Here is a 14,058-nt window from a genome sequence, read left to right on the forward strand (position 1 = left end):
TAACAAGATCACGTATGTGATTTTTTCTACCTTACTCTTTGAACGCGTCTCGATAAGCTCATTTGCACTTCGTTGCGTGATTGCAAAGCGCCCTATCCACCTCCAATTTTTCCGCATAGTAGTTAATTCGACGAAAATAGCAATGTTCCTGCTGAAAAAGGAGATATTTTATTAATTTCTTGTAAAGATTTGTAGCAAAAATGTTTGTAGAATATTAAGGCACCTTCTAGGCTGTGGAATTGACATATTCCAAACTGCACTCTACAATGAAGTCCATAGTAATCGTTTTTCGTCGCTTAAAAGAGAGGGAGTCGATCATGTCAAAAAATATCATATGGATGACTGTGCGTACGGCAGTCGTTATACTCTTCTGTATTATTTTTATGTGGTTATTTGCGCGTGTCTTTTCTCTCACGTACCCTTTTTGGATTGCCGCTTTGTTTGCTTGGATGTTGCAACCACTTGTTCGTTTTTTGCAAGAAAAATTGCGTTTTAATTCAGGTTCAGCAAGTTTATTTGGTTTGCTTGGTGGGATCCTTACAATTAGTGCTTTTTTGAGTGGTCTAGCGTTTCTTATTTATTACAATTTAAGTCAATTTTTTAGACAAGTCCCCACTTGGATTGAAGAAGGAACAACAAAGGCACAATTATTTTTTAATGAAACGATTTGGCCGCATTGGCGCGAAGTTCTCGGTTTATTTGATACGTTTGATGAAAACTCTCAACACGTCGTTATTCAAGGAATCGATCAGTTAGGAACTGTCATTGTGAAAACATTAGGCGATATCGGACAAGCAGCACTTGATTCTGTCACCCATTTGTTGCTCGGGGTTCCAAGCTTTCTTGTGGCATTTTTCTTTATTATGCTAAGTATTTATTTCATGGGAAAGAGTTGGGGATTTTATGAATCGATATATGAACGTCATACGCCCCATACCGTTCGAGTCAAGTCAAAAGCATTTGTCCAGGCGATGCGGCTACGTTTATTCGGTTTCATACGTGCACAAATTGTCGTCATGATTGTGACTGCAACCATTGTTTTTCTTGCCTTACTCATCTTACGAGTTGAGAATGCATGGATGCTTGCCATCGTTGTCGGAATTGCCGAGCTCCTGCCATACGTGGGGACAGGAACGATTTTGATTCCGTGGTTTCTTTATTTATTTATTACAGGCGATGTCTCAGGTGGGGTCGGTTTGCTCATCCTCTATACGATTGTCGTCATTGTGCGGCAGTTGCTTGAACCAAAACTACTGTCCGCACACATGAATTTAAACCCGATTGCTTTGCTCATTTCGCTATTTGTTGGTTTACAACTATTTGGTGCCGCCGGTTTATTTATCGGTCCCATTATACTGGTGCTCATCGTCATTTTGTATGACATTGGCATCATTCAAAGTGTATTTACCTTTGTTCGTGAAGGGTTTACCCCTGAAAAAAAATGATGCTGTAAAGGAGATGAATGAGATGTCCCAATTACAAACCCTCGCACACGCCCAAGCACTTGACGAAAAAGACCCACTCCGTCCTTATGCAACTGAGTTTTATAAAAAAGACGGCATCACATATGTCGATGGAAACTCGCTTGGTCTATGTAGCAAGCGGGCCGAGCAAGCTGTCTTATCGGTGTTTGCCATGTGGAAACAGCACGGTATTGATGGTTGGGGGGAAGGCACGTATCCTTGGTTTACTTTATCAGAACGGATTGGGCAAGCACTCGCATCACTCGTTGGCGCACATCCTGATGAAGTGATCGCAACCGGTTCCACAACATCAAACTTGCACCAACTATTAGCCACATTTTACCGTCCCGAAGGAAAACGGACCAAAATCGTCACGGATGCACTGAATTTCCCAACTGATTTTTATGTAATCAAGTCTCATCTCCGTTTGCACCATGACGATGGACAAACACATTTGCGGGTCGTTGAGAGCCAGGATGGGCACACGTTATGTGAAGACGACATCATCGCTGCGATGGATGAAGAAGTCGCTGTCGTCCTTTTGTCGTCCGTTCTTTACCGAAGTGCGCAACGTTTATCGTTGAAAAAGCTCACCGACGCTGCCCACGCTCGAGGGATCATCATTGGTTTTGACTTATGCCACTCCATTGGTTCCATCCCGCATACGTTAAGTGCGGATGGCGTTGACTTTGCGGTCTGGTGCACATATAAACATCTTAATGGTGGCCCTGGTAGTGTCGCTGGTCTCTACGTTCATCGTCGCCACCACGACCGGATGCCTGGATTAGCGGGTTGGTTCGGTTCTAACAAAGAAAAGCAATTTGATATGTCACCGACATTCACCCAAGGAGACGGAGCGGGTGCGTTCCAAATGGGCACGCCCCACCTCCTCTCGCTCGCACCACTTATCGGCGCACTTGAACTTTTTGCAGAAGTCGGCCTTGAAGCAGTTCGGGAAAAGTCACTGAAACTGACAGATTACTTTCTCGCACTACTTGCTGCATTCCCAGAAACACAAGTGTTCACTGTTCGCACACCGATCGCCCACGAGCAACGGGGCGGGCACATTTATTTGGAGCATAAAGAAGCCGCGCGCATTTGTAAAGCGCTGAAACAAGCAGGTGTAATCCCTGATTACCGCGCACCGAGCGGCATTCGCATTGCACCCGTTGCATTGTATAATTCATTTACAGATGTATACACTGTCGTCATTACACTACGACAAATTATGAAAGATAAAACGTATGAGCGATTTAGTAACACGCGCGAGGTGATTGCGTAGTGACTTGGATTGATATTAGCCAACCGCTGTCCGCAAGTATTGCCCATTGGCCAGGAGATACACCTTTTTCCTATCGGCTCGTTGCCACAAAAGAAACGACTGGCTCTGTTAATGTCGGTTCAATTCAGATGAGCGCGCATACCGGCACACACGTCGATGCGCCTTTCCATTTTGATGATAACGGGGATCGCATTGACGAGCTGCCGTTATCGACATATATCGGCGACGCCTATGTCATTGAAGCGATCGGGGTCAAAGAAATTTCACAATCGTTGCTTGAGGGAATCGTCCCGAAAAACACGAAACGACTGTTAGTGAAAACGAAGACACAAACAAATGAACATATTTTCCCAGACACGCTCCCTGCCGTTACGCCGGAAGCTGCCGCTTATTTACAAACCATGGGTGTCATTTTACTCGGTGTCGACGTCCCTAGTGTCGATGAGCCAACAAGTAAAGAGCTCGCCGGGCATCATGCATTAGCAAAATCAGGCATCGCCATTTTGGAAAATATTCAGTTGGCGCACGTCACTTCTGGGTATTATGAGCTCATCGCTTTACCGCTTCGTCTTGTCGGTGCAGATGGTAGCCCTGTCCGCGCTGTGCTTCGACCTATTCAATCAAAGGAGTGAAATCAATGTCTGAAAACATGCATACCGACTTCAAAAAAGATATGAGCTACAGTGATTATTTAGGGCTCGATACACTGCTCGCAAGTCAAAAACGGTTATCAAATCAGCATGATGAAATGCTCTTTATTATCATCCATCAAGTGAGTGAATTATGGATGAAACTTATGTTGCATGAAATAGACGGCGCGACAAAAGCCATTCAGCAAGATCATTATCAACCAGCTTTCAAGCAACTCGCACGCGTCTCCAAAATTCAATCGCAAATTATTCAAGCATGGGACGTGCTCGCGACGATGACACCAGCGGAATATAAACAATTTCGCGATTCCCTCGGACATGCGTCTGGCTTTCAATCATTCCAACATCGCCAGCTCGAATTTGCGCTTGGGAAAAAGACAGACCATATTTTAAAGATTTATGCACATGACGAAGCACTCGTAAAAACATTGCGCACTGCTTACGAAGCACCGAGCTTGTATGATGAAGCGATTCGCGCCCTTTCTCGTGCGGGACTCGCGATTGACGAAGAAGTGCTAACGCGCGACGTTCGGAACACGCATGAAGAAAACGAATCGGTATTGTATGCTTGGCAACAAGTATACGAAGACATCGATCGTTATTGGGATCTATACCAACTCGCTGAGAAGTTGATTGACTTAGAAGACTGGCACCAACAATGGCGCTTCCGCCACATGAAAACCGTTGAGCGCATTATCGGCATGAAAAAAGGCACCGGCGGCTCGAGCGGTGTTGGTTATTTGAAAGCTGTATTGGATGAGCAATTTTTCCCTGAGCTTTGGAAAGTACGGACAACGTTGTGAAAAATTAGACCGTAGACACCAGAGCACTTGGGAGAGCTTTTCTATGGCTAGATGTGTAAGAAGATCATTGTCCCTTCGGAATTTACTCAACAGAAGACCCATTTTTTATTCATAGCTGACACATCGGACCTCAGTGCTGCATAATGTATCCTAGAAGAATGAGACACTCATTCCTTCGCTGCTTTCATTTTTGATTCAAGAAAGGTTTCTTTCTTGAAAATGGTATCAAGCATACCGGCACTTTCGTTCAAAGCTAAGATTTCTTGTACAGAAACACCCAAAGTGTGCATTCAACACTTTGGGTGTTTCTGTTGATCCATTAAAAAGGATGGCTAATGTTTATTAACACTAGCATGTCACATATTAAAAACGCTGTCTGTTTTCATACCCACTAGCACAAATAATGCTGCGAAGTGTAATTTATACTAAACGCCCACATACCTCACATCATGAACAGGAATCCACCACTCCACTGTGGAAAAATAAATAGCCGATACTACCGCAAGTATACACCCTCCGACAAATATAATATCTTCGCGTTGAAAATGCAGTTTATAAAAATACGTCCGCTTTTGTTTTAAGAAAAATTGTTTCGCCGTCATCGCCACCGACAAACGCTGGGCTCGTCTAATCGCTTGAGCGAGTAAAGGTACACTATAAAAGCGCAGCATGTCATACATTCCGCCCACCCCACGCCGAGCCGCGATCCCTCTAATTTGATACGCGTAGCGCAATGTTTGAAACTCCGTCACCATCATCGGGATCATCCGAATCGAAGCCATAAAGCCGTACGCAAAATGGGGTGGCAAGCGTAACTGCTGCATTAATGAATAAAATAAATAGACGGGTTTTGTTGTTAACGCGAATAATAACCCAAACGTTGCAAATGTGAGTGCACGTAAACCTAAATGAATTCCGCGATAGAAACTCTCCTCAGTAATATGAACAATGCCCATATGAAACCACGTCGTCTCACCTTTACCAAAGAAAACCATCGCCGTCGATGCTGACACAAACACAAGTATAAATGGCAAACAGTACAACAATACAAACAAGCGCGGATGGCCAGAGAAAGTAAATAAAGTAAATAACGCTATGACTACAACAAGTATTAATACATTGGGATTATGGACGAAAATAACGCCCACTAGTAGTACCATCGTCACAATAAGTTTTAAGCTCGGATTAATCCGACTTAGCCACGTTTCTTCCCATTTATATTCAGTCATGAGCGCCCTCCTTAGTCATCCGCCGCTCATTTGGATACTGCTTGACCACTTTCCCTTTAGAAATCTCCCATACGTGGGTTGCATAATGGGTCACAATCTCCTCATCATGCGTGACCATCACAACCGTTCCCCCATTCGCACGAAATGACTCGAGTTGGGTAAGTAACGCAAAGGTATGATAGGCATCTTGACCAAATGTCGGTTCATCAAGTAGCAATATGTCACGCGTATGCATGAGTGCCGTTGCGACACTTAAGCGCCGCTTTTGACCAATTGATAACCGATAGGGGTGAGACGCTTTGAATGCTGTCAAACCAAATGTGTCAAGCAGCGCTGTCGCACGTTCTTTATATTTCTCGTCACTTTTTCCAGGTGTACCTGCATATAGCTCTTGTTCCACTTCATCAGTAATAAATTGAAATTCTGGGTTTTGAAATACAAAGCCAATCTCTCGTGCGAGGATACGCTTTTTGTCCACTTGCTTCCCATTTACTTCATACGTCCCACTCGTTTTGAGCAAGTTCATGAGCGCATACAACAGCGTTGTTTTCCCGGCCCCATTTTCTCCAGTAATGACGATCCATTGTCCTGCCTTTGCATCGGCACACGCGACACGGCTGACCACTTTTTTCCGACGATAAGCATGGAACTCGTGCACATACAAACGTTGTGGCCCCTTCTCCACTGCTACTCGTGGCAAATGCGTCGCAGCTAAGTGGTGCTTCCACGAATGCGGATGCCAAATCCCGTATTCGTCAAACGCCTCTTCATACGTTTGCCAAATATGGTCCGGCGCACCATCAGCAATGATCTCTCCGGCTGCGTTAAATAAAATGATGCGTGTAATGAAGTTGAGGATATGCGTAATTTTATGTTCCACAATCACGATCGTTTGCGCTTCCGTGCATTGCTTAACCGTTTCCCATACAGCAACGGTCCCTTCAGGATCAAGCAATGCCGTTGGTTCATCTAAAAATAGGACATCAGCTTCCAATGCAAGTGCTGACGCAATCGCGAGTCGTTGTTTCATGCCTTGTGACAACGTGGAAATCGCTGTATGTGGCGCCACATCTAACCCAACTCGCTTCAATAAGGACGCAATGTAAGCAGGCATGTCTTCGCGAGCGACTTGACGGTTCTCTAACACAAACGCTAACTCTTCATCCACATAGGGCATACAAAATTGGCTGTCAGGATCTTGAAACACAATTCCTGCTTCTGCAGGAATTGTGGCCACATCACTTTTAAAAGGCACTTCAACTGCCCGCGGAATCAACCCCGCCATCACTTGGAGAAGCGTCGATTTTCCGCATCCGCTTGGACCGAGCAAGAGCACTTTCTCCCCTTTTTGCACGGTTACACTGAGTTCATCAAACAACAAGTTATCACTTTGCGGATAAGTCAAGACAACATTTTCTAACTGAATCACAGGATCGGACACAATCATTGCTTCCTTTTCGCGTCTAGCCGTGCGTAATCTGCTTGTGAAACGGGCCGAATGAGCTGAACGACACCTGTCTTTTCAAGCGCGCGAACAAGTGCTGTCGCAAACACACCGGCAATAAGAATGGCGCTGACCGTACGGAGGATCACTCGAATTGATAAGTTCCATGTCGTATAATCCAGTAAATAATCATTAAAATAGTCAACAGAAAATGATGCAATTGAAGCACCGATTGCGCCTAAAATGGCCACACCCATGTGATACAAACGGTAGCGGAACATCGCAAAAGCCAATTCTGCCCCAAGTCCTTGGAAGAAACCGTATAAGAGTAGGGAGAGCGGTCCATATGGAGACCCTGCTAAAAATGACCCGACCGACGCTGCTGTTTGAGCTAAAATGGCTATCCCTGGCTTGCGAATGATTAACATGGCAAGTGGTCCAGCAATAAACCACATTCCATAAATCAATTGGTGAAGTTGTAACCCCGTTACCGAAACAATATCATAGAGCGGTGTCCATAAACGATAGACGATCGCAAAAACAACGGCAATCATAATTGTGACAATAATATCAGTTAATGTTAATTGCTTTTTCTTCATTGATAAGACTCTCTCCTTTCAAATGACAAAAAACCCTTGCTGATGACATCAAGGGGTACTAAAAATTCTTGTGACATTGCGGTGTTATGTATGCATGAACAGAAAGAAAAACGTCACAATTTCATTCTTATGAACGGTTCCACTTCCTTGCGCTAGCATTACCTAGATCAAGTCACAAGGGTCAAGATGCGATAGACATCTTTCTCAGCCAAAAAGCCCCCCTAGCGGATACATATTTTATTAATTAATTATCGCATATCCATCATACCATAGGTATGTACAAATCTAAAGTGCATATCTCCTTTACTTCTAGATTATACTGATGAAGTCAAAATAAAAAAAGTTTCCCCTATGCAAAATTATTCTGCCTATGCCATATTCATGTAAGTGGAAAAACATGTTTCTATAGACCCACTCGATTTTCGTCTGATACGATACATATATGACAAGAATGAAACGAGGTCTTCTTCCATGAAAAGATATGAGGAGTTACGTCAAGGTGAGTCGGGCGCATGGTTAAGCATCATTGCCTACATCTTTTTGTCGGCATTAAAGCTTGTCATCGGTTATTTATTCTTTTCCCAAGCGCTCGTTGCCGACGGTTTTAATAACGCATCTGATATCATTATTTCTATTGCAGTTTTAATTGGTTTACGTATTTCACAAAAACCACCTGATCACGACCACCCATACGGTCATTTTCGCGCCGAGCATATTGCCGCATTATTCGCAGCAGTGCTCATGGCGGCCATTGGCATACAAGTATTAATAGAAGCCAGTTCTAGCTTACTAAATCCCGAAGCGATTGTTGCTCCAAGCTTAGTTGCCGCATGGGTCGCCATCTTCAGTAGCATCATTATGCTACTCGTCTACCGATACAACAAAAAGCTCGCGACACGGATCAATAGCCAAGCTCTAATGGCTGCCGCAAAGGACAACAAAGCCGATGCACTCGTCAGTTTGGGTGCTTGTATCGGTATCATCGCTGCCCACTTTCGGCTAGGGTGGATTGATTCTATTACTGCTTTTGTGATTGGTTTACTTATTTGTTATACCGCTTGGACAATTTTCCGTGATGCCACGCATGCACTCACTGATGGATTTGACGACAGCTCTTTATCAGCATACAAAAAAACAATTGCAGATTTGGAGCATGTACAATCATTAAAGACGATGAAAGCACGCCAAGTGGGTAGCGCGATTCACGCTGATGTAACCATTGAAGTGAAATCAACGTTGACTGTAAAAGATAGCCATGAAATTGCGGACGAAATTGAATCACTCCTCTCTCAAAAGCACGGCATTGATCATACGAGTGTGCATATTGAACCGCAAGAAGATGAATAAGAGCGCTAGGAGGAATTGCTAGCGCTGAAATAGTTCATTGAAAACCTCGGTTTGCTCCGTAATTCACGCAATAGAATGCAACTTATTTTTATGTATCACTAACAGTAATGTTGACATAAAATTAATAAAGATCTAACTCCTAAAGAAAGGAGGAAAGCATCATGTCTCAACCGAGCATGCCGAATTTCACGCCCAACATTAACCTTAATCGTGATGATGTTGTCAATCTATTGCTCACATCGATCGCGATGGAAGAGATGGGGTTGGCGCATATCATCAATGCAGAAGGAGAAAAAATCCAATATGCGCTAGGAACATTGAACGATGTAACTGGTCCTCCGACAACACTACAAGATATTTTAGCTGTCAATAAAAGCACAGCAACAATGCTTGACCAAATATTCAAGAAAGAAATCATCCTTGAATCAAAAATGAAAACCGCCGCAACGATTCCAACTTTAAGTGGACCGACCGGGACGACTGGACCTACTGGTCCTGCCAGTGGCGTTATCAGTGTTAATCATATTTTTCCTGATCCACTTGGGAATATCACACTAGCCATCAACGATATTCCTGGAGGGATTTCGAACATAAATGGGATTACAGCAGCACCAAGTGGACAATTGACGTTAGGAGCAGCAGATGTTGGGGCATTCCCTTACGAAGAAGTATCATCCGATACAGATTTAAACACATTAACAACACCAGGAGTATATAGCTCTGAAGGGAACGCCAGTGGGCCAAGCTCAATCCCGCCATTCCCTCAACCTGTTCCGCCCGTATGGACATTGTATGTCTCTGTCATTACGCCCGGACCAGCAACATCTATTTTACAGTTACTACTTACAAATCCAACCATTTATTTTCGTAGCGCAACGGATGATATCGGCACTTCATGGAACCCATGGGAAGAGATCGGCACAACCACCACTGGTCCTACTGGTACCACTGGCGCTACTGGTCCTACTGGTCCTACTGGCCCTACTGGTCCTACTGGTGCCACTGGTCCTACTGGCGCCACTGGTTCTACTGGCGCTACTGGTCCTACTGGCACCACTGGTCTTACTGGCGCTACTGGTCCTACTGGTGCCACTGGTTCTACTGGCGCTACTGGTCCTACTGGCCCTACTGGAGCCACTGGCTCTACTGGAACCACTGGTCCTACTGGCGCTACTGGAACCACTGGTCCTACTGGCGCCACTGGCGCTACTGGGGCAAGTCCATTTATGAATACAATTGTTGTAACAAGTATTAATGCCAACACTGTCTCTGTGATCGATGGCGATTCTAGAACAGTCATGACATCTTTTAATGTTGGACTCGTCCCAACAGGGATAAGCATCAACCAAAAAACCAACAGAATTTATGTAGGAAATTCTTTTTCTGCCAACGTTTCTGTCATTAGTGGGGTCGATTATTCTATTATTGCCACAATTACCGCTGGAAACGGAGACTATGATGTTGTCGTTAATTCATTTACAAATCTTTTATACGCAGCAAATGCTAATTTCAACACAGTGTCTGTTATTAATGGACAAGAAAATACCGTTATCGCGACAATTTCCGTTGGGCAGACACCACTCGGAGGGGTCGCTGTGCCCAATTACGTGTATATTGCTAATTCAGAAGGATCCAATATATCTGTCATCGATAGTTTTACACAGCAAGTCGTCAATACAATCACTGTAGGTGACGCCCCTGACAACATGGCTGTAAACTTTCAAACTAATCGTTTATACGTAACCAATTTAGAGGGCGACAACGTTTCTGTTCTCAATCATGCAGATGATGGTATGAATAGTACAGTAATTGCCACCATTTCTGTAGGGGAAGAACCACGAGGCATCGCAGTAAATGAAAACACTAATCTTATTTATGTAGCAAACATAAGAGGGAACTCAATTTCTGTTATTTTTGGGAGTACAAATGAAGTGATTGCGACAATCTCTACAGGTGTTCATCAACCTCAGCATGTCGCGATAAATCCTAACCAGAACTTAATCTACACTGGATATCCTGACACAATTGCAGCACCGAATTTAGCCATTATTGATGGCATTAATCAAGTGATCATTGAAACTATTACGGTGGGAGAAGGTGTTTATAGCATCGCTGTGATGTCTGGTTTACGACTAACAGGACCGTTGTATAGTTAGCACATAATGTAATATGAAGTTTGCAGAAACATTTTAAGGACAATGATAAAAAAGAAAGCGTCAGAGATCAGATTATCTGATCTCTGACAACGATACTTTCTATTCCAACACTGTCACACTTACGGTCCGTCGCCCGAAGGCATATGCTTCATCTTTTGTTTGCATATATAAATCAATTTTGTGACCTTTAATTGCTCCGCCTGTATCGCCTGCAATCGCTTCCCCGTATCCTTCCACATATACACGACTCCCAAGTGGAATCACATTCGGATCAACAGCCACCACTTTTTGGTTTGGATTTGCCCGCAAATCAATACCCGTACTCGTCACACCAGAACATCCATTGCAATACGCTGTGTAGGCAGTCGCTTCCATCTGAATAGATGTTGTCTCCTCGGTTGGCTCGCTCTCCCTCGTTTCTTCTACAGCCGTGTTCGTAGCGGGTTCAATGGTCTCACTTGCCTCTGCCGCCTTTGATTGTGAGTGATCATTGCGCTGTTGTTCCGTAATAACAGGGACTGATGCCGCCGCGATGACTTGCGGTCCGTATAAATGACGATACGTTTCTGGTCCTGCAATCCCATCCACTTGAATTTGTTCCGCCTGCTGGAAAGAGGACACTGCCGATTTGGTTAGTGGACCATATATACCATCGAGCATACCCTGGTAATAATTCAACATGCTTAATTTCTCTTGAAGCATGTAAACAAGTTCTCCTTCACTTCCTTCACGTAAAACCGTCATGGCACCAAGTGTTTGTGGGCCGACAATCCCATCCACCATTAACCCGTGGTCCTCTTGATAAGCAATGACTGCTTCTTCCATTGTTTCTGTAAATAAACGAGACGTCTCTTCTCCGTCTAAATACCCTTGCGCAATTAATTCTTCCTGTAACGCCTCTACTCGTTCATCTTCTTCTCCTTGAGTGAGCGGTATAGCAGCGTGCACTTCTTGCATTACAATCATCACTACGAAAGCCACAACAGCAATGAAACCACTTACCAGCCATTTCACAAAAAAGGCGTCAAACCTTTTTAATATCAATTTCCCCAAAGACCTTCACTCCTTTTAAAAAAATTGTTCGCGCACCCCACTGCGCAAACGTATTTAAAGAGCTCCCTGTTGTTCAAATGATCTCTCAAATGAACAGATGCCATGTTTCTAATCTGTTAGGAGTTGCTATGATACCTACTCGCTTTCGTGAAATAATAAAACACATTACGACGTTCTTAATCTTATTGTCATCTGCCTGTAATAAGACGATGTTGAAAAATAGGCAGAAACCACAAAAAAGGTACGCCACGAGGGCATACCTGTCGTTATTTGATATCGTTGTCGGTTCTTATAATACATCTCTTTTCTTGAAAATGAGGTGAGAGATGAGTAAAAGAATCAAGATATGAGCGCCGATATACGCGGCCGAATGCCAGACGGAATCAAAAAGATCCGATGAAAAAATTAGGTCAACAGGTTTTTCATAAGAGTTATATAGCTCAAAATGCATAAATACAATCCATTTTGACCAGTCATACTGCATAAGCAACACCATCAATATCCCTTTAAAGAACATCGGAATAAACGCGACAACGATAGTTAGTGCGGTACTACGCATCCAGACACCGATCAGCGTCGCCAGCGCGATATAAAAGAGCAAGGTTGGAGTATGATGCAGCACCATGCTCCACATCGTCTTAAAACCGATCATCCATGTTGTATTCTCTGTAAAAAAGAGCATCTCTACGAGGAATAAAACAAACCCTGCCCCCAATAAAAGGAGAAACGACAACAACATGATGGAAATCCATTTGGATAGCAATATGCGCGTGCGCGACACAGGGCGAATAAATAATTGTTTAATCGTTCCTGAAGAGAACTCTTTTGCGAGCGCTCCACTGACTAAGATCACCGCATAAAGAGAAACGAACCCTGCAAATATAGGAAACACCGTTTCAAAGAAAAGAAGGTCTATATAAGCATCGGCATAGTTTTTCATCATCACACCTACAACTGTGCCTAAAATCGTACACGCAGCAAGCACAATAAGAAAAACCCATACTTTTCGTCCATACCATGCCTTAATCCATTCATTCTTCATTAAATCAATCATGTCGCGTCACCTCTTTTCTCTTCTGTTAGTGAGAAGTAGGCATCTTCTAGTCGTTTTTGATAAGAGATGGCATAAATAGAGACATCATTTTCAGTGAGTGTCCTTACAAGTTGCGGGATCGCATCATACAATTGTCCCTCAATTTCAAGTCCACGCTCCGTTTGTTTCGTTGCACCTAACGGTTGTAGTAACGTAGCTGCTTTCTCGACCGGCTCTGCTTCAATTGTAATCGTCATCTGTTCATGACTCTGTTTATTCGTACCCATATGAAGTTCATCCACAACTGTACCATCATTGATAACGATCGCACGATCACATAAGACTTCAATTTCATTCAACTGGTGACTAGACACAAGCAATGTCACGCCTTCATCACGGGCTAGCTTACGCAAATAATCACGCAAATCACGAATCCCTTTCGGATCAAGACCGTTTGTTGGCTCGTCCAAAATTAGTACACTTGGACGATGCAAAATGGACACCGCGATGCCTAGCCGTTGCTTCATGCCCAGGGAGTACTTCTTCACCTTCTTATGAATCGCATGCTCAAGCTCGACAAGACGAATGACTTCCTCAAATCGCTCTTCGGAAATTGGTTCTGCACTCATTTGTGCGAACTGACGCAAGTTTTGCATCCCTGTTAAGTACAAATACAAGTCAGGGTTTTCAACAATCGCCCCAATATGTTTCAATGCTTTCTCACGTTCAGTTTTAATACTACTGCCTTCAATATACACTTCCCCACTGTTTGGCGCGATTAAAGACACGATCATGCGAATTGTCGTCGTTTTACCGGAACCGTTTGGACCGAGAAAACCATAAATCATGCCTCGCTCTAGGGAAAAAGACATATCTTTAATGACATGCGTTGACCCGAGATGCTTGTTCACTTTTTCAACTACTAAAGGGAACGTTTCAGTTGCCATATACTCATCTCCTCTCTATATTTGCGAATCTTTTTAAGTATAACAGCCTTGT

12 protein-coding genes and 1 riboswitch are annotated in these 14,058 nt (G+C 43.7%); of the genes, 6 read left to right on the top strand and 6 right to left on the bottom strand.

Annotation, left to right across the window (positions count from 1 at the left end; all coding sequences use genetic code 11):
• Window positions 1-317 precede the first annotated feature (317 nt).
• Genes ytvI through kynA form a run of 4 tightly spaced genes read left to right on the top strand, consistent with a single transcriptional unit; the run spans window position 318 to window position 4,198 of the window.
• Window positions 318-1,445, top strand: coding sequence for a sporulation integral membrane protein YtvI (ytvI, locus tag BLT29_RS04060; protein ID WP_090775038.1), 1,128 nt, complete (start codon window positions 318-320; stop codon window positions 1,443-1,445).
• Window positions 1,446-1,458: 13 nt separating this feature from the next.
• Complete coding sequence (kynU, locus tag BLT29_RS04065) at window positions 1,459-2,745, top strand: kynureninase (RefSeq protein ID WP_090775039.1); 1,287 nt, start codon at window positions 1,459-1,461, stop codon at window positions 2,743-2,745.
• Window positions 2,745-3,377: an arylformamidase gene (gene kynB / locus BLT29_RS04070; RefSeq protein WP_090775040.1), complete on the top strand. Its 633-nt coding sequence runs from the start codon at window positions 2,745-2,747 to the stop codon at window positions 3,375-3,377. The genes kynU and kynB overlap by 1 nt, the downstream gene beginning before the upstream one ends.
• A gap of 5 nt (window positions 3,378-3,382) precedes the next feature.
• Window positions 3,383-4,198: a tryptophan 2,3-dioxygenase gene (gene kynA, locus BLT29_RS04075; RefSeq protein ID WP_090775041.1), complete on the top strand. Its 816-nt coding sequence runs from the start codon at window positions 3,383-3,385 to the stop codon at window positions 4,196-4,198.
• A 425-nt stretch (window positions 4,199-4,623) separates the two neighbouring features.
• Here the strand turns inward: kynA and BLT29_RS04080 are convergent, their stop codons facing one another.
• The 3 genes from BLT29_RS04080 to BLT29_RS04090 are packed head-to-tail and all read right to left on the bottom strand — an operon-like array spanning window position 4,624 to window position 7,470.
• Window positions 4,624-5,427 (bottom strand): energy-coupling factor transporter transmembrane component T family protein, encoded by an 804-nt coding sequence (locus tag BLT29_RS04080; RefSeq protein WP_090775042.1) that lies wholly within the window; start codon window positions 5,425-5,427, stop codon window positions 4,624-4,626.
• Window positions 5,420-6,874, bottom strand: coding sequence for an ABC transporter ATP-binding protein (locus tag BLT29_RS04085; RefSeq protein WP_090775043.1), 1,455 nt, complete (start codon window positions 6,872-6,874; stop codon window positions 5,420-5,422). Before BLT29_RS04085 ends, BLT29_RS04080 begins: the two co-directional genes overlap by 8 nt.
• Window positions 6,871-7,470, bottom strand: coding sequence for an ECF transporter S component (locus BLT29_RS04090; RefSeq protein ID WP_090775044.1), 600 nt, complete (start codon window positions 7,468-7,470; stop codon window positions 6,871-6,873). The genes BLT29_RS04085 and BLT29_RS04090 overlap by 4 nt, the downstream gene beginning before the upstream one ends.
• Window positions 7,471-7,597: 127 nt before the next feature.
• Window positions 7,598-7,703, bottom strand: a riboswitch (TPP riboswitch).
• 238 nt (window positions 7,704-7,941) lie between these two features.
• On the opposite strand from BLT29_RS04090, the gene BLT29_RS04095 reads away from it, so the two are divergent.
• Together BLT29_RS04095 and BLT29_RS13830 are read left to right on the top strand one after the other, a co-directional pair.
• Entirely contained in the window at window positions 7,942-8,817 is an 876-nt protein-coding gene (locus BLT29_RS04095) for a cation diffusion facilitator family transporter (RefSeq protein WP_090775045.1), read from the top strand.
• Window positions 8,818-8,978: 161 nt separating this feature from the next.
• Window positions 8,979-10,973, top strand: a complete 1,995-nt coding sequence (locus BLT29_RS13830; RefSeq protein WP_090775046.1) for an alpha-helical endospore appendage domain-containing protein — start codon at window positions 8,979-8,981, stop codon at window positions 10,971-10,973.
• 99 nt (window positions 10,974-11,072) lie between these two features.
• On the opposite strand, the gene BLT29_RS13835 is transcribed toward BLT29_RS13830, so the two are convergent.
• The 3 genes from BLT29_RS13835 to BLT29_RS04115 form a co-directional block, all read right to left on the bottom strand.
• The gene (locus BLT29_RS13835; protein ID WP_090775047.1) at window positions 11,073-12,026 is read right to left on the bottom strand and encodes a peptidoglycan-binding protein; all 954 of its coding nucleotides are present in this window, start codon (window positions 12,024-12,026) and stop codon (window positions 11,073-11,075) included.
• A 289-nt stretch (window positions 12,027-12,315) separates the two neighbouring features.
• The gene (locus BLT29_RS04110) at window positions 12,316-13,080 is read right to left on the bottom strand and encodes an ABC transporter permease (protein ID WP_090775048.1); all 765 of its coding nucleotides are present in this window, start codon (window positions 13,078-13,080) and stop codon (window positions 12,316-12,318) included.
• On the bottom strand, window positions 13,077-14,006 hold the full coding sequence (locus tag BLT29_RS04115) for an ABC transporter ATP-binding protein (RefSeq protein WP_090775049.1): 930 nt from the start codon (window positions 14,004-14,006) through the stop codon (window positions 13,077-13,079). Before BLT29_RS04115 ends, BLT29_RS04110 begins: the two co-directional genes overlap by 4 nt.
• Window positions 14,007-14,058 lie beyond the last annotated feature (52 nt).

This window comes from Shouchella lonarensis (assembly GCF_900096965.1).
Taxonomy (GTDB): Bacteria; Bacillota; Bacilli; order Bacillales; family Bacillaceae_D; genus Shouchella; species Shouchella lonarensis.

Bases quoted from the DNA above. Each gene is read 5' to 3' on its own strand.
- kynU (WP_090775039.1), top strand. From the start codon at position 1,459: ATGAATGAGATGTCCCAATTACAAACCCTCGCACACGCCCAAGCACTT.
- BLT29_RS13830 (WP_090775046.1), top strand. From the start codon at position 8,979: ATGTCTCAACCGAGCATGCCGAATTTCACGCCCAACATTAACCTTAAT.
- BLT29_RS04085 (WP_090775043.1), bottom strand. From the start codon at position 6,874: ATGATTGTGTCCGATCCTGTGATTCAGTTAGAAAATGTTGTCTTGACT.
- BLT29_RS04090 (WP_090775044.1), bottom strand. From the start codon at position 7,470: ATGAAGAAAAAGCAATTAACATTAACTGATATTATTGTCACAATTATG.
- BLT29_RS04095 (WP_090775045.1), top strand. From the start codon at position 7,942: ATGAAAAGATATGAGGAGTTACGTCAAGGTGAGTCGGGCGCATGGTTA.
- kynA (WP_090775041.1), top strand. From the start codon at position 3,383: ATGTCTGAAAACATGCATACCGACTTCAAAAAAGATATGAGCTACAGT.
- BLT29_RS04110 (WP_090775048.1), bottom strand. From the start codon at position 13,080: ATGATTGATTTAATGAAGAATGAATGGATTAAGGCATGGTATGGACGA.
- BLT29_RS04080 (WP_090775042.1), bottom strand. From the start codon at position 5,427: ATGACTGAATATAAATGGGAAGAAACGTGGCTAAGTCGGATTAATCCG.
- BLT29_RS04115 (WP_090775049.1), bottom strand. From the start codon at position 14,006: ATGGCAACTGAAACGTTCCCTTTAGTAGTTGAAAAAGTGAACAAGCAT.
- ytvI (WP_090775038.1), top strand. From the start codon at position 318: ATGTCAAAAAATATCATATGGATGACTGTGCGTACGGCAGTCGTTATA.